This window comes from Acinetobacter sp. YH12144 (genome assembly GCF_013418345.1).
Taxonomy (GTDB): Bacteria; Pseudomonadota; Gammaproteobacteria; order Pseudomonadales; family Moraxellaceae; genus Acinetobacter; species Acinetobacter amyesii.
Window position 1 is genome coordinate 73,352 of sequence record NZ_VPCD01000001.1, and the last position, 16,574, is coordinate 89,925.

The 16,574-nt window shown below is 43.1% G+C and carries 19 protein-coding genes; all 19 read right to left on the reverse strand.

Annotated features, from left to right (window positions below; translation table 11 throughout):
* Position 1 precedes the first annotated feature (1 nt).
* Positions 2-2,059 carry a hypothetical protein gene (locus FTU79_RS00345; RefSeq protein ID WP_257224215.1) on the reverse strand — a complete coding sequence of 686 codons (2,058 nt, stop codon included), beginning with the start codon at positions 2,057-2,059 and terminating at the stop codon, positions 2-4.
* Positions 2,059-2,463, reverse strand: a complete 405-nt coding sequence (locus FTU79_RS00350; protein WP_180048661.1) for a hypothetical protein — start codon at positions 2,461-2,463, stop codon at positions 2,059-2,061. Before FTU79_RS00350 ends, FTU79_RS00345 begins: the two co-directional genes overlap by 1 nt.
* Entirely contained in the window at positions 2,460-5,414 is a 2,955-nt protein-coding gene (locus FTU79_RS00355; RefSeq protein ID WP_180048662.1) for a tape measure protein, read from the reverse strand. The genes FTU79_RS00350 and FTU79_RS00355 overlap by 4 nt, the downstream gene beginning before the upstream one ends.
* Positions 5,415-5,473: 59 nt before the next feature.
* Positions 5,474-6,040 carry a hypothetical protein gene (locus FTU79_RS00360; protein ID WP_180048663.1) on the reverse strand — a complete coding sequence of 189 codons (567 nt, stop codon included), beginning with the start codon at positions 6,038-6,040 and terminating at the stop codon, positions 5,474-5,476.
* A 2-nt stretch (positions 6,041-6,042) separates the two neighbouring features.
* Positions 6,043-6,291, reverse strand: a complete 249-nt coding sequence (locus FTU79_RS00365; protein ID WP_218955420.1) for a hypothetical protein — start codon at positions 6,289-6,291, stop codon at positions 6,043-6,045.
* 91 nt (positions 6,292-6,382) lie between these two features.
* Entirely contained in the window at positions 6,383-6,973 is a 591-nt protein-coding gene (locus FTU79_RS00370; RefSeq protein ID WP_180048665.1) for a hypothetical protein, read from the reverse strand.
* 40 nt (positions 6,974-7,013) lie between these two features.
* Positions 7,014-7,532 carry a Rha family transcriptional regulator gene (locus FTU79_RS00375; RefSeq protein WP_180026370.1) on the reverse strand — a complete coding sequence of 173 codons (519 nt, stop codon included), beginning with the start codon at positions 7,530-7,532 and terminating at the stop codon, positions 7,014-7,016.
* Positions 7,533-7,744: 212 nt separating this feature from the next.
* A complete protein-coding gene (locus FTU79_RS00380) occupies positions 7,745-8,506 on the reverse strand; it encodes a hypothetical protein (RefSeq protein ID WP_180048666.1) in 762 nt (253 codons plus the stop codon).
* Complete coding sequence (locus tag FTU79_RS00385) at positions 8,506-8,670, reverse strand: hypothetical protein (RefSeq protein WP_180048667.1); 165 nt, start codon at positions 8,668-8,670, stop codon at positions 8,506-8,508. The genes FTU79_RS00380 and FTU79_RS00385 overlap by 1 nt, the downstream gene beginning before the upstream one ends.
* Positions 8,671-8,679: 9 nt before the next feature.
* Positions 8,680-9,099 (reverse strand): hypothetical protein, encoded by a 420-nt coding sequence (locus FTU79_RS00390; protein ID WP_180048668.1) that lies wholly within the window; start codon positions 9,097-9,099, stop codon positions 8,680-8,682.
* Entirely contained in the window at positions 9,077-9,571 is a 495-nt protein-coding gene (locus FTU79_RS00395; RefSeq protein ID WP_180048669.1) for a phage virion morphogenesis protein, read from the reverse strand. Before FTU79_RS00395 ends, FTU79_RS00390 begins: the two co-directional genes overlap by 23 nt.
* Positions 9,572-9,578: 7 nt before the next feature.
* Complete coding sequence (locus tag FTU79_RS00400) at positions 9,579-10,022, reverse strand: gp436 family protein (RefSeq protein ID WP_180048670.1); 444 nt, start codon at positions 10,020-10,022, stop codon at positions 9,579-9,581.
* Between the two features lie 10 nt (positions 10,023-10,032).
* The gene (locus tag FTU79_RS00405) at positions 10,033-11,013 is read right to left on the reverse strand and encodes a major capsid protein (protein WP_180048671.1); all 981 of its coding nucleotides are present in this window, start codon (positions 11,011-11,013) and stop codon (positions 10,033-10,035) included.
* A gap of 10 nt (positions 11,014-11,023) precedes the next feature.
* Positions 11,024-11,395, reverse strand: coding sequence for a head decoration protein (locus FTU79_RS00410; RefSeq protein WP_180048672.1), 372 nt, complete (start codon positions 11,393-11,395; stop codon positions 11,024-11,026).
* Between the two features lie 13 nt (positions 11,396-11,408).
* Positions 11,409-12,344: a hypothetical protein gene (locus FTU79_RS00415; protein ID WP_180048673.1), complete on the reverse strand. Its 936-nt coding sequence runs from the start codon at positions 12,342-12,344 to the stop codon at positions 11,409-11,411.
* Positions 12,345-12,399: 55 nt separating this feature from the next.
* Entirely contained in the window at positions 12,400-13,605 is a 1,206-nt protein-coding gene (locus FTU79_RS00420; RefSeq protein ID WP_180048674.1) for a phage minor head protein, read from the reverse strand.
* Positions 13,583-13,852 (reverse strand): hypothetical protein, encoded by a 270-nt coding sequence (locus tag FTU79_RS00425; protein WP_180048675.1) that lies wholly within the window; start codon positions 13,850-13,852, stop codon positions 13,583-13,585. Before FTU79_RS00425 ends, FTU79_RS00420 begins: the two co-directional genes overlap by 23 nt.
* A complete protein-coding gene (locus FTU79_RS00430; protein WP_180048676.1) occupies positions 13,852-15,309 on the reverse strand; it encodes a DUF935 family protein in 1,458 nt (485 codons plus the stop codon). Before FTU79_RS00430 ends, FTU79_RS00425 begins: the two co-directional genes overlap by 1 nt.
* Positions 15,310-15,318: 9 nt before the next feature.
* Positions 15,319-16,566, reverse strand: coding sequence for a PBSX family phage terminase large subunit (locus tag FTU79_RS00435; RefSeq protein ID WP_180048677.1), 1,248 nt, complete (start codon positions 16,564-16,566; stop codon positions 15,319-15,321).
* Positions 16,567-16,574 lie beyond the last annotated feature (8 nt).

Below are 16,574 nucleotides of genomic sequence, written 5' to 3' on the forward strand. Positions count from 1 at the left end.
TTTAACCTGCTACATAATTTGCCCAAGGATTTGTTTTTGGTGCATATGTGACTGAATTTTCGATCTTAGCCACAGTTTTTCCTGGGCTGCTCGAACTTCCTTCGATCGTCACACTTGAAAGATTGTTGTTTACTATTTTTTTCTCATAAAAGTAACTCGATAAAATCATAGGTGACATTACTACAGCGCCAGTTGTGTAATTCACTGTTCCTTGTGCTTGACCAAATGCGTCAGTTAGCACTCCAGATCCATTATCAGTTACAACAAAAACTATAGTGTCACCAAGTGCTGAAGTTAGTGGCACTTCAAGCATGATTGAGTTTGGTTGAAGTGCCGCACCAGTACCTATCGTAAAAGCTAACTGCTGGTTTGCATTAGGAATCGCAGCTGGTACATCTTGAATTTTTGCATCCCCAAATTGATAAGAAAAATTAAAAACCGTACCCTTTTGCGGTAGTTTTTTGGGTATTAATGTGCCTCGTCCTAACGCAAAATTAACAAATCCCTCAGCGTCACCAACAAATTGACCAGCATTGTCCGATGTTGCTGTTTTTGCTACACCCTCAAGCATCCATGTGACCGATACAGTGCCTGCTACAAGCGCCTCCTGCTCAAGATCAAATTCAAACTTAGCCGGTAATACTGGCAAGTTTGAGCGAATAAATGTTGAAATTGGTGTACCCCAAAGGAGGATAATTGGGCTATCCACATCGGGCAATGCGCCTGTTGTTAAAATCCAAGATCCAGTTTCATAATTAATCATGCCTGAACCAAATGATGGGTTAGAGCCTTTAAGTTGCCCAGCACCATCGTCCTTAAGTTCGTAGAACTTTCCTTGGCTCATATAAGTGATAGATAAAGCCCCCGGGGTTGGGGTTGGCATCAACACACCCGTGTAATTCATAGCTTGGGTTTGTTTTGTCACTGGTAGTGAATATGACTGATAGTATTGATTCGGAGCTGAAGCTGGAGTAAAGCTGATAGCTAAGGTTGTGGTCCCTGTACCCGCAGAATCAGTCCATTTAATGTGACCTTTCTGGTAATCAATTGTTCCAACCTGGGTGCCTGTGGGAGTTTTCAAAAGCCCAGCCTGATCGGCTATTGATTGTCCAAACAATGTAAATGACATGCTAGATGGCATTACAGACGAACCTATAAAAATGTTTTGATTCGAACCAATAGTTGCTGTGAAATTAGCAGTAATTCGACCATCACTGCCCGGCACCAACACAAAACTTTCACCTGCTGCATTGACATCGATAATCGGTGTTTCACTCTGAGCAGATGGAATAAGCTGAGTAAACATTGAATCCGCATTGACCGTGTATTCACCAACATGAGCATCAGATGCCAATTGAGTAGATGAATAATACAAACCAGTATCAGCAACAATCGTATCGCGAAGAATAGTTTTAGATGCCTCGCCTGCATACCACTGACGTGCTGACAAACCTACAAAGTCACGTTCTAATGGATCATTGATTTGATAAGTCGCAACTTTGTATTCGACATTTTTACCATCGACTACCATCACTGCTGTGCGGGCATCAACCTTAGTAATCCGCACATATTGTTCAAATTGAAGTGCTTTTCCTTCATCTGAAATCAACACGATCGTATCACCAACACTGGATTCAGTTTCTTGTGGAAACATTACCACTTGCAGTGATGACATGCCTTGCCAGTGCGTATCAAGTGGCGTGCCGGCAATCTGGCCACCTTTAGCCAGGTAATTTTCAACTCGGTTTTGTGCGGCCTGGCGTTCGTCGGTCCATGACTCTGTGCTGAATAATAATGCTGATACGTTTGGATCCTCGGGTAATTCAGATACAAATACCGTGGCACCCATAAGTAAGTCAGTGTCATTCGTGGTCACAGCTGGGAAGATCTTACGCATCGATACATCACCAACAGTACGATCCAATTCAGAAATGTCATTGAACAAATTATTACTTAAACCGTCTGCTACGATCTGACCATTATATTTCCCACCGCCGTCGCTATTGTCGGTGTCACGCTCAGCGTGATAGATCACTAAATCTTTGGTTTCAATTGGCATTACTCACTCCAAAATCTGAGCGTTAAATTCATAGGATCATCCAGTGATACAGGTGGGATGCCTTTCACAGGTGTGGCTTCTAAAGCACCATCAACATGATTAAAAACCACGTTAAATTTCCGTGTGTCATGTGCCCACTCAAATTGCAGTTCAAACTTTTCATTCAACACTGACCAGGCCTGCAACTTACGGACAACACCTAATGAAGCCCACCCCATCCCACTGTCAGCAGGCTCTAAAGTGATTGGCCGACCTGATAGCTTGGTGCCTTCTTGAATAATCGGCGTACCATTCATGGCATATTCCAAAGATTGCTCCTTGGCTTTCCAACTAAATTCATCAGACCAAAAAAAACCGTCTTCAATTGAGACGGTTTCTGATGTTGAGATGCGTTTTATTTTCATGTTGATTTACTCAATGTGCCCAACTGTTTAAGCATTGCTTCAAGACTTGATTGACTCTCAGCCGATCCTGTTAATTGCACTGTTTCATTACCTAGTTTGAGTTCATATGAAATACTCTTTGATGAAGATCCTAAGCCACTGGCCTTAGTCGACACATTATTAGGCGCATATTGCTGCATACGCTCTAACTCTGCATTCACTTGCTCTACGTTGCTTAAGCCACCAAAGAATCCAAAGCCTGACGACTTGTAGCCATTCACGCCTTTAGTCCCTTCATAGATATCCTTTGCATGCTGTTTAGCGGCCGCATCTGAATATCCCATGGCTTTAAGCTCAGCCTCGATATCCCCGGCATTTTTAGCCATCTTGCCCTTGGTACCTTTTCGAGTCTCATGCATACCGCTTGAAGCAGCACTAACGGCTTCTTCCCACGCGCTTTTAACTGAATCCGCTTCATCTCGACCAGTTTGGCCAAGGTTGCGAAATCCATCTTCAGCGCTACTTGAAGCACGGCGAACACGATGAATTGATTCTTCAAGCTCACCATAGCTTTTGACTGATGCTTTACCCGATGAATCAATTTGCACTTCCAGGCCAAGTGAAGCTGCTTTGGCTTGTGCTATTGCAATTTGAGCTTTATCCCCAGTTGCAATCGTTGCATTGAGCATTTGCGTATAAGCCTGCTTAATGGCATCAGCCGTGGCCTGACCACTTTTACTAACAACATCAAAATTACGCTGAGCACTTGTCGCAGCATCATTTAATTGCTCTTTGGTTTGAATTCCGAGTGCGCTAAAAGCTGCTTGTATTGGATTTAATGCAGCAGGTAATTGTTTGGCTTTTTGCTCTATCTTGGTTAAGCCAAGAGCAACCTGCTCGCCAGTAATTAAACCCTGTTTTTCAAGCTCAATTAATTTGCTTTTCGCATAATCCAATTCAGCACGTGTCTGAGCTGTATCAATTGCTTTATTGAGATTTGCTGATAATGCCAGACCAGTATCAATACCCTTTTGTTTGTACTGATCTAGGTTACCAATGATGATCTGAACATCATTAGCGGCAGATTGAAAAGTTGCGGAGAATCGACCCTTAAGTTGTTCAGTACTAAGTCCTGTACGCTCTAAAGAGGCTTTCATCACTGCTTCAGTTAATGCAGCTGTTTTTTCTGCTTCTTTGGATGTGCCTGCAAATGCAGCTTTAGCATTGGTTTCAAAGACAAGTAGATCCTTACCATCCAAGGCCTGGCTAAGCCTTAGCTGAAGATCTTCACTGGTGATCTTTCCTTGTTCTTTCAGAAGAATTAGTGCAGTTACTGAGTCATTAATGCCTTTAGTTGAATCAAATTTCATAGCATTGGATATTTTTTCCAACGCTTCTTTAGTTGGCTCACCTTTTTTGATTAACTCATCAAACTGCGCAATTAATTTTTTACATTCTTCTGTTAGTTGATAGGTTTTGTCTCGTGCTTTTTCAGCCGCCGCAGCCTGCTCCGCCTTAATTTCTGCTGAAACTTTTGCTCTTGCTGTTTCTAAAGCAATCTGGCTTTCGAGTTCTTCAAATGCTTTGCCATACCCTTGAAGTTTGGCAATTCCCTCCCCAATAGCTGTGCCTATCGGCATGGCCACGGTCGGAATCAACACACCAATAGCAGTCACAGCTACACCGAGCGCACCAAGTCGACTAATTAAAGTCATAACCGAGCCGCCAGTTGTTGCCATTGATGTGGTTGCAGCTGCTGAATTAGCAGCAAGCTGGGTTTTAGCGGTTGCCGCACCACGTGTAGCTGCCGCATTCGCAATTTGAGCTTGTGTATTTGCAACCACTACCGTTGTTTCTTGCGCAATTGCAGTTGAGGCTGCTCTCACACCTGCTGCTTTATCAAGGAACACGCTTGCAATATTTAATGCCTTATAGGCAATAAAGGCCTGACCAGCTAAGGTTAAAGTGGAAACAATTGTATCGAGATTTTCAGCAACATATTTCAGTGCATTGGCAACTTTTTCACTCGCCCCTGAAGCAGCATCCGCCTCACCGATGTAGACAGTCCATGCAGTTTTAAGGTTTTCAATTGAAGCGCCAATGGTGGCGGGGAATTTATCAAACTCTGCTGTGATTTTTTCTGACTGACTTAAAAGCGCCTGAGTTACAACTTCTGTTGTGAGCTTTCCTTCGCCTGCTAGTTCGCGCAACTTGCCAGTTGTTACACCCAAACCATCTGCTAAAGCCTGCGCTAAACGTGGCGACTGCTCCATCATGGAGTTAAATTCATCACCACGCAAAACACCTGAACCTAAAGCTTGGTTAAGCTGTGTAATTGCTGCTTCGTTTGATGCTGCAGAACCACCACCAACCTGAATTGCTTTATTAATTGTTTCAGTTAGTGCTAAAGCTTGCTCTTGTGGCCATTTCATTTCCTGCCCGATTTTGGTTAATCGTGCATATAGCTCACCTGTTGCTTCAAGATTTGAGTTGGTTGCGATTGCGACATTTTTAACATCGCTCATGGCTTTTTCTAGGTTGCTATGGTCGCCAATTGCAATACTAATACGACCAGATAGGTTTTTATAAGCATCTGCAGTTTGGGCAATTTCACTTGCCGTTACACCAATACCGAGCGCAGCCAAAGCACCAGTAAGCGCATTAAACCCTGTCTTTAATCCTTGTAACTCACTAGATACGCCTTTAGATGCTTGCTCTGTTTGGCTTAATTCCTGACTGGTTGATTCAAGCTCTTTATCAAGTTGCTTTACTTGTTGTGCCGCTTCTTGTGACTGTGTACCGAGTTTATCAATCTCTTTTGTAGCGCCTTCTGTGCTGCCTGTAACCGATGCTGCACCATCCTTTAATACTGCAAACGCTTCCTTTGCAGCTTTTTCGGATTGATGCATATTGCTAACAAAGCCTTTGGTGTCGGCTTCCATTACCAACTTAAAAGTTAAATTTTTTGCCATACCGACCTCAAATTTTAGGCATTAAAAAACCCACCGAAGTGGGTTATGTTTTGATTAAATCAATTCAATACAGCGCAACTCTTTTTTTCCGATTCAGCCATTTCCAATTGCTTTTGATAGTCTGTTAATAGTGATGCTGCTTGAAACTCATATTCTTTACCCTTCATAAATTCAAGATATGCATCAATATTTGTGGTCATAGCATCAGCATAAAGTAAGCGCGTGGATTCTGCACATCCCTGAAACTTCATCATGGAAATATTTCTCTTAATTTCCTGAAGCTTTGCCACGGGCTGAGATAATGCGATTCTACTAGTGGCACCAGCTACAGTCGCTGCATCTGTCCACTCAAGAATAATTTTATTTAACTCTTGTGCTTGCTGTGGAGCAACCTCCACTGTTTTTTCCATCTTGGCATCAACAATCTTATTAATAGTTTCTTCTTTAATTGGGGAGCCACCATATTGCTCATTTAGTTCCGCAGCTTTTTCCTTCTCCAGCTTCTGCTGATGCGCAACTTCAGCTTGCTTCAGACGTTCGATATCAGCCTTATTGCTCTGATTAACAAAGTAAAACAACCCGCCAACAATCAATATAGCAGCCACAATTAAAACCTTAAGGTTCACTATCAACGCTCCCAATTAATCTTGTAAACATTGCCACCAATAACAGTAATGGTGTAGGTCTGGCCATCTACTTTATAAATGTAGATTGTACCCTTATGTGGCCATCCGTTGCGGTCGTGCACAACTTGACGATCTACAGATTCAGGTTGCCCTAGCACATCCTTTAGTCTAGCTTCCGAGTTGCCAAGCTCAACAAAACCATTGCTACCACGCAGTGCTCTCATATCTACTGCAAATGCTTGTGCAGACACACATAGAGCCAATATTAAAACTAACTTTTTCACCCCAACACCCTCAATATTTTATTATTGAGCACATATTAAGTGAAAACCGTAACTTACATCAATGTTTACTTAGCTCATCTTGGAACGTTGTAAATCCTTTTTTATCTGCATGGTGTGCGGCTCGAATGATATTTGAATCAAACTTGCCTCGGTTTCGTTGATACTTTTCAGCCGCTTTTAAGTAGCCAACAAATGCCCCATAGGTCATTTTCAGAATATCTTCATGACGATGGCCATACACTATCAAGTACTGGAATGAATCAAACCAAGTTTGTTCAACTCCACCTTTCTTCTTACGAATTTTAGGGCCTGGCTTAACGTCTTCATTGAAATATGCACCATTTACTTTGATCACATGTTTAAGCAAATGGCTAAACTCCAAAGGGTCTGATTCAGCGAGATCTAATAGCGTCTCTATTTCAGTCCTTGTACACATTGAGCAAAGTTGAAATACATGCGCGCCATAATCTTTAACCAGGCCTGCACCGATTAAATCAGAATAATCACTTTGCTTTAGGCTGTCACGAATAACGGATGTAATCGGTGACCAGATATCAAAGTTAAACATTTGCAATTGCTTCACTTCCACATCGTTGCCAAGCACCTTAATTGTGATCGAGCGATTATTCGCTAAAAAGAAATCATTCATGATTGAATCTCTAAAAGCCACCCGTAGGTGGCATAGATTGTTAATCGAAAAGACATGGTTGAATTTGTCGATCTACATTTGCTATCGCTGTTTGCAATGTGTCTCGCTGTTTCTTCCACTCAGAAAGGCCTTTTCCGCATGCACTTGCGATATCTTTTTCGCATTCAAGTTTTGCATTTAAGGCCTCGCGCTTCTGAACAAGTGAGAAGTAATCAGTCTGCAATAAGGCGCGAGCTTCAAAGAACGCCTTTACCAATGCTTTTTTAAATTCACGAACTTTGGGGCTGTTTCGCATATACGTTAAGAGTAAAGTTGCTTGCTGCTCGTTGAGCACCGCATACTGTAAAGAGTGCCCATAACCACCTTGTGGAAGTGGTGCACCCATCCGCATTTCAAATGCCAATGGGCCAAACTCATCAAAGTCTGACTTATAACTTCTCACCAATTGAATTACAGACTTATGCTGAATACCTAGACCTAGAGCTATTTGTAGTGTGGTTGTTTTGGGAACCCCATTATCAACTTCAACAATTTTTAAAACTTCAATTTTTGCATTCATGTATAACTCCTTGAGTTGAGTGTGAACCTATCTATCGAATGCACTTGGAATAATAGACAGGCATTAAAAAAGCCGACTTGTTAGGCCGGCTTCGCTTTGAAAAATATAGATTCTTGTCAAGGGTTTCGTAAAACCCTACAGGGGGTCACCTAAAACACAGGCACAAAAAAAGACGCATATGCGCCGTGGAGTTCTTTGTGCCTGAGCTGGTTTTAAGGCGCTTGTACCGATGGAATTGTTACGATATGACCGTACAACCCAAGCGCTGCGTCGCTTTGTTTTGAAACATCAGACAACGCTTGACCTGAAATAGAGTATTGCCCTAATTCTTCGTGAATCAATGGGAATGTGGTTTCAGGTGACTTCTTAGTACGCCATAAACGAACCGCCATGTGCTCGCCAGTAGCCGTGTTAATACCTTTGAAAAACAGCTCGTATTCTGTTTCAAAGTCTGCTGCTAGTGTCGTATGCGTTACTGCGCCAGTGGTATAAGTCGCCACAAGCGGCATAGCAAGGCCTGCAACATCGTTAAAAACAACCGTACCGAACTTGGCATCCAGTGTGTACTTTGATGGGTCTACTGTAACAGGTGTTCCACTTGTTGAATCCTTAAATGACACAGCAGACAAGTTATAACCGCCAAGCTTAATTTCTTGACCTGCCACCACAGTACCAATATCTGCACCAGTAATAGTTTGAGTGGTCACTTCCGTGGTTTCACCTGAAACAATATAGTTCAAGTTTTCTTTGTCGATCTTTTCAAGCTGACCTGAGAAATTAACAGATGTAGTCTGAACCATCGTGAAGTCAGTTGTACGTTTGCCTGTCATGGATTCAACGTGCTCTAAAACCTCAGCACCAATTTCCAATTCAAACTCTGGTACGTTACCCAGATGACGCATTGCACCTGCCACACCATTAGTGATTTTAGATAAGTAAAACTCACCCTGTAGCGAAATATATTGAGTGCTCATTATTTAGCATCCCCTGTAATTTTCTTTGTTACTGCTGCGGTTTCCACTTCTTGAATGACACCATCAGCAACTAATTTTTTGATCTGATCTTCATTCAGACCACCAACCAATTCGCCAACCTGAAAGCGACCTACTGGCTTTAAGGCTTTATATTGTTTCGCCATGTATGGCTCCTAGATAAACTTTTCAGATTCAAAAATAATGGTGATGTATGCAAAGCTTGAGCTATACCCATCACGTACAGACAAAAACCGCAATGGAATACGTGAAGATGATGGCTTCCATCCCGCCAAAAGCTGAATGACTTTTTCAGTCAATGCGCCCGCCTCATCTGCTACAGCACTGCCATTATTTAACTGTGATTGCGCATTGCGACATGCAACCGTAACCGACCATTGCTGACCGATCTGATTCAACTTACTGTTGCCTTTTGAGTCTTTCAGGTCGATACGCACAAAGTTCACATGGGCAGATGGTGTGACCTGCGACATTTCCGTCACGTTTACCGAATTAAGCGGTGTGTAAATCTTCCGCAGTTCTGGAATATCCCTCAACTTTTCGGCAATTTCATCACGCACCGCGAAGAATGTCATCTATAAAACTCCCAACAATATCTAAGACTGTCGCCTCATCCTCTGCATTAATGCCAAGAAAAGTACGAGAAGGAATATTCACCTCTTTTACCTTTCGATATTGTCCTGCCACCGCAAAGGTGATGTATTGGCCATTCTTAGGTGTGATGTGAGCACCGTAATGAAAAACATGCGCATAAGTCTGATTTGCACCCCACTCTACGCCATTGTTCAGAACGTTGTAGCTCATACCATTGAGTAAATTAGCTCTATCGCGGCCAGTCTCCCCACCTTGCAAACGGGCACGCCATGACACCTTCCATGGATTACCATCAACATCACGCTGATACTTAAATCGCATTATTGTCGCATTAAGCATATCATTGCCAATGTCGTTAAACATCTCTGACTTATCAGCATCGAACTGATTTAAGCGAGCAAAGATTGCTTCAATGGGCGAGCTGTCCGCTTTGATCGTGATTGCAAATGCCACACACACCTCACTTGATGCTAGGCATCATGTCTAAAGTGGAATCACCAAACACGCCGCCCTTGTAGCTGGTACCAATCGGCATTGTGGATGGTTTATTCTTTGGCTGGTCGTCCACGATTTGGTTGCTTACTGCATCCTGAATTTGCAAATGCGCTTTGTTGTTGGCGACCAACTTTAAAAATGAAACAGCATCTTCATAACGCTGTCGCACCTCCTCAGTCGGCTGCTGAAAGTAGAGGCGATAACGTGCAATGTCGCACGCCATGCGCTCTAAATTACTCGGCACATTTGGCAACGGCAAAGTATAACGACCACCGATATAGCCGTTAATTTCTTCCGTTGCATCCTGAATGGCATCTTGAACCGCAGTTGATGTATTTGCATGCATCAGTTTCAGTTCTTGGATTTCCTGACCAAATCGTGCAACCAAATTTGCTTCAGTTGCATACATAAATCACCTATTAAGATGCAGCACCAGACAATTTCACCAATGCTTTAGGTTTAGCTACGATTGGCAACTGGTTAGCTTGAACATGCAGACCAAAGCCACGGTCATAATCAAGCGTGCGCTGTTTTGCGTAATATGGGAGCGCCAAAGTATTGACTGTTTCGTTAAAGTCAGCAGGCGCTAAAGCGGTCATAAATACGTCTTGCGTTCCGCGTGGGTAAGCATGACCTGTATTTGATGCAATCACAGGTGTAGCACCTACTTTATTGCGATTCACAATGAACTTTAAGCCGCCAAATTCAAAGCCTGACGTGTTAGAACGACCTAACTTTTGCTCAGCAGCCGACCAACCCAAAAACACTTCTTTCACGTTTTTATGGCTAGTAAGCGCATCATAGAAAGTGCGATCCACTTCAACTTCGATAGAAGTGTAAATTTCTTGACCCAAACCATCTTCGATAAGGTCAATCACGTCTTGACACTTCGCCAGCACGTTTGTTGTTGCTGTACCAAGATCAAAATAAACAAGCTGCTGTTGCACACCAAAGCGAGCGTTATAGTCCACAATGGTTGCACCGTTTGCATCAAGAATGATGCCTTGCTTTGCTTTAGAGCGGCGATAAGCCAAAGTTGCATCAATCTTGTTTTTCATAGATTGAAGCTTATCAAGAACTTTACCCTGCACGGTTTCAGCTTGTGTTGAACCAAATGCACGCACACCCATCACATCAGATGCTAAAACAACATCTTCAAGCGGCATGTGTGGAATTGCAAACGATTCAGCAGTACGATCACCACCTGAGTTTTTAGGCGCCACACCACCCCATGCAGTTGTCGGCACCAAGATTGAATTTTCAGCGTAAAACTCAATGTCAAATGACTTGGTTGTGCCTGAAATTGGGCGAAATAGCTCAACATCACCAGGATTGCCGATGCGAGTAGGCAGGCTGCTGATTGCAGCAGATAATTCTTGTGTTGAAAAAATAGGGTCCATGCGTAAGCTCCTATGCTGAACGAACTGTTGTGATGTGCAACTTCGCAAGGTCCGCTAATGCTGCTGTTTGTTTTGCAGTTGCTAAACCTGATTTAAATTTCAGATTCTCAGCAACCACTTTTGCTGTACGCGCCACGATTACGCCTGCCGCTGTTTCGCTTGCGGCAGTTTTCACCGCATCTCCTACAAAGATGCCTGCAGCAACTTCATCGGCTGTACCGCCATAAATTTGCGCTTGTCCATTGGCGTTTAACGACACAACAGTGCCATCTGTTAGCTCTTGAGATGCCGCAACGACCACGTTTTCACGGCTTGGGCGATGATTACCGTCAAGCTCGTTAGCAAGCCATGCCGATGTTGGTTTTCCTAAAGTAACTGTCATGAGTTATCCCCTGTTATTTACGTTCTTTTGCAAGATCGGCTAATGATTTCTGACCTGCATTAAATTGATTCTGATCGCCAGCGTTTGCTTGATGAGTAAACAAGTTTGCAAATGCTGGATTTGCTAACGGTGCTTGTTGCTGCTGACCTGCAGGTGGTTGTTGTTGTGGTGCTGCAAATTGCTTAAGCGTTGCTGCCATCAAATCAAACGCATCATCTGGCATAGCTGCAAACTTTGTTTTTTCTTCAGCAGTAAATTCCTTGCCCAAGTCTTTGGCTAAAGCACCAATGGCTGAATTACGTTTATCTGCAGCAAACTGTTTGTTTTGTTCAGTCAAGGTATTCACCTGACCTTCCAATTCTTGGATTTTCGCTTTCGCTTGTTCTAAGTCCACGTCTGTGTCCTCTCTTGGTTGTTGAGTTGGGTTGTGACTTGCTGCCACTGCGTTTGTATTGTCATCTGCACCCAAAGCACAGAAAGACACTTCACGAATACGACCACCACGAAATACCGTGATTGGTCCTTGGTGAACTTTTCCATTGACCGTAACAGATGCATCAGCCTGAATTTCTTCTACTGATGACGGCTCAATGCGTACTGACATTTGCCACGGAAAACCATCGTCAGAATCCTGAGCAACTTCGGTACCGAACTCGTTACTCATTAAGTCACCTGAAACAACTAAACCTTGTTGATGGTTAATGCTGTGTTCATTGATTACACCTGCACGCTGACATGGTGAATGATCAAGTAAGGCGGGAATACGACCTTTTATCTTCATAGAATCCAAATCAAAAATGATTCGATCCCAATACCAGTGGTCTGTAATCACTTCACCGCTATATGCCACGCCTGAGAAGGTGCGTTTTTTCTTGCCATCTTCGGCTTGATTGACGTTCAAATCGCCAAGCCGAAAACAATATTTGTCCTGTGTTTCCTCAACTGGCATTTTCATGCTCCAATAAAAAACCACCCCAAATGGAGCGGTCATATTCATATTTAATTCAGTTCAGCAAAGGCTTGAGCGTATAGATCAGCTTGCCTTGACTTGTTTCAATCGAAACTACTTCAAACGATAAGCCAAATGGAATCAAAACCCCTTGCCCTGCATTTAGCTTTTCCAGATCAATACCTAAACCCTTAGCATTCTGAATCTGAATCACGATGTCACCTGCAGCATCAGTCATCAGCAACGGCGCATTGAACTGAACTGTTTGCCCGACTTGATACGCTGCGACTTGCTGAATTGTTGCAGTACCTACCACGGTTGAAGCCGTATTGCTTGCCACAGCCTGAATAGCTGCCATGTCAGCACTTAGCCACCGTTTCAGCACATCGTCAGCCAGTGAAGCTGTAGACGCATTTAAATACGTGCTTAGTGCTGTGTCATTGCCTTGTACATAATCCAAGAAAGTACGAATAGCACTTGGTCGAATGCTTGGATCTAATGGAATTACTGTATTGGCCACCGTATCGAATAAGTCCCGAGTCTTATCATCCATAGGAGCAAATAAACTCGTAAGCTTTTTCGATGCAGTCCATTCGGCTTGAATGACTTCCTTCTGCTCTAAGAGATATTCTTTATCTAAGGATGAAGCACTGATCTTTTTATCGACCAATGCTTCCAAATCACCAAACTGCAATGGATGCGATGACCAGTCCAGTGCCTCAGCAACTTCAGGCAACTTATCATCAGGTGTGATGCCGTATTTGAGCGCCTGTGCCTCTGTGAGCGCGATAACAGTACATCGGCAGCGGAACGCAACGGGCGGATAATGTGTCAGCCAAAATGGATGATCAATTGGCAATACAATTCGATTCAATACCAAATGTGCTGGGCGTACACGACTATCATCGATAGCCGAATACATCAAATAAGGACGTTTAGCCTTGTTACGGTTTTGTTGAATCCAGCGACCATGGCCATACGCATTTTGGATATTGGTACGGAATACATTGTCCAAGTAATGCTTTGGCAAAATGATTTCAGATTCTTCAATTAACTTCTGAAAATCGTTAAACGTTCCACCATTGGCCAAAGTCCTATTCAATGACTTAATCACTGTCTCAACTTGCTCAAGACTCGATAAAAAGCTCACAGTTGTCGCCATCTGCCGAGTCTTTAAGTCCATTGAGTAAAACTCATCAGGTAGCACAATCTTTTTGTCATGCGCGTACTGAAGCGCTTCAAGGAATGTGACTGGTTGCATATAAGCACCCCATCACGAAACTCGCCGCAGCCAAACAAACCATCATTATGATGAGTAGAAGTTTATTGAAGTTTGCATATGGATCTGGACTAAAAGACTTAGGTTTCCACCCAGATCGAGGTCGACTAAATGGCACCAATGGTGGTGGTTCGACAAATTCAGGTTTTACTGGCTCGCATGAGCACGGCATATATCCATTCCCGTTGCGACCATTGAAACCCTTACGACATGAAATACATTTTTCCATCACTTATCCTTGCTCGCAGCCATATACCCCAAAATGTCCGCAGCATACAAAGCCTGATCTAACTTGGCTGTAAACTCAGTTTTAGTGGCTTTTGGGATAAGCTGCATAAGATTGAACGCCAACGCTTCAGGACTATCTGATGTGCTTGCTAACTGCCTAATCTCAGCATCATTCAGCAGCGTTAAATCATCTTGGCCATCGGTTAATTCCTCAACTTCTTGCTGAGCACCTGTCAGCTTGTTTGCCGATGCTTTAAAGCTAAATGCTTGCTTCGGTGTATATGTAAACTTATTAGACAGTAATTGCGATGCTTCAACCAGATCACCATCTTGCAATCCATATTCACGGATGAAATAGTCTTTAGAGAAGTTAGCACCCGCATTTTTTAAATGCACATCACGCTCAGCTTGATCTTTGTTTAGTGGCTTAGGTTTTTCACCAAGCATCACCTTATACTTGCCCCAACCATTCAGGCTACACAAAGCATCAACCACAGCCTGCAATGTTGGTGTGACCAAGCGAATATCAGACTTTAACTTGTCCATGCGGACGTTATCATGCACCTGCCCTAAAGCTCGGCTGCCCGTGCCATCGGTACCACTTGTGAGCGTCTGCCCTAGTACAACTTTCTGAATCTGACGAATCAATTGATTGTTAAATGATTCAAATGCTGCACCTGCTGTCCCACTAGTACCTGATGTAGACAAAACCTGAACATCATCTTCAGCATCGATCGATAATACACTTTGAGCATGAGCATCGAGCAAAGCACGACTCATATCCTCTGTTTCAGTGTCTTTACACTTACCGAGTAGAATTGGTGTACCAAATCGCTCTAAGAATTTCGCCCAAAACTTAAAGCCATTTTGCTTAAAGAAAAACAGCCAATACAGTGTTGCTAATAAGGCTTTGCCGTATGGTTGTTGGTATGTCGCTTTGCGTCGGGTTAAGAAAAACTTAAATACCTGATCAACTTCACTACCCACACCAGTGCCATCTGGTCGATAGATCAAGCGTCCGTCATTCTTTGGTTCAAACCATTCCATCGGCTTTTCGCCAATCCATTGCAGCCCGATATAACCTTCAGGTTTTAGCTCATAAACAGCCTCTTGAACCGAATAACCAAACAACAAGCCACTCATGGCACCAGTCGCAATCTCAAAAAACCACTCTTTTAGAATAGCATTTAAGTTTTCTGCCTCTGCCGTATCGCTTGGTTCAATTCTTAACGGCGTTGCTAGTAAAGCATCGACACGTGTTTCTACTGCTTGCGCAATTTCATCATCATCGAGTAAAACACGCAGTTTATGCCGTGCAATACCCGCTTTGCGAAGCACTTCGTCTGTGTCAGGCTGCTTGCCAAAATTGACTAAAAACTGTGTAACTGATTCTTGAGTATATAAGTTCCCATAAGACAAAGCCTTTTTTGACGCTTTGTCTTTTTTAGACTTTGCCATGTAAACACCTTAATAAGTTCGAGATCCTGCACCTGCAGGTTTTTTAGGCGTTCTGCCTTTGATTAATGGCTGTAATGCGTATCGAATCGCATCGATGTGGTGGTTATACATATCAAGAATGACAGGCAGCACATCACCTGCACGATTGACCTTGTACGAATACAGACGAAATTCCTTAGCCGTTTCAGTGCAACGTGGATGAATCACAATCTTTTTAAACTTCTTCAAGTAGGTGATGCCGTCTTCAACACTTCCCGCACCTTTTTCTGCAGCTTCAATCTTAAAGCCTTGTCGCTTTAAGTAGCTGATCGTTTCAGGTCGTGCTGAGTCTGCTCTGATCTTATGTTCTCTTGCACCTGGTACTTCATCGAATAGCTTTGGCAAGTGGTCAATTTCGCAACCAACCTGATTGACTTCATATTCGATATACAAAACATCATCATGCACCCAGATTTTATTTAGTGTGGTCGGGTCTTTAGCAAAGCCCCAGTCAGCACCGTAATAAACATCAACCCAATCAGGCTGTGGTTCAAATTCTTCAACAATATAATGACCGCTAAATACAATCGAGTCCGAAAACTCAAGATAAGCACCACGCCATACATGCTCAAATAAAGCCCATGCGTTTGCATCGCCTGCTTCTTGCATCTGAATAGCACGCTGACGATCTGCCTCGTATTCATCGAGTAGGGTTTTTCCTGCAAATGGGTTGTTATCAATATTGACTTCAACCACGATGCTGTTATCTGGTGTAAATTCACCACGTAAAAAACCATCAATCGGATCGTGTTTTGACTCAGGATTCCATGATGCCCATATTTCAGCACCTTCTGTACGCATCGTTGGACGTAGTAAGCGCAATGACTTATCAGATAGTCGATTAGCTTCTTCAATCCATGCGCGTCTAAATCCCTCTAGTGACTTGATCGAATCAGCCGTATGGTCTTGCATACCCTGAAACAGAATCACACCATCACCGCCAACACGCTTAATTAAATCACGCTGACAGTCGAAGTAATCAGACAATCCAAGCGCCTTGATTTTATCTTCAATCAATTGCTTTGATGAAAACTTGATAGACTTTTGCACTTCGCGAATACATACAGCGCGAAGCTCTTTGTCTGCAAAGCAATCCTCAACCAATGCCTCTGCAAAGAAATGTGATTTACCTGAGCCACGACCACCGTATGCGCCTTTGTAGCGCGATGGTTTTAATAACGGTAATGCCCATCGTGGCGTTTGAATCTCAAGCTCCACAATGTCAC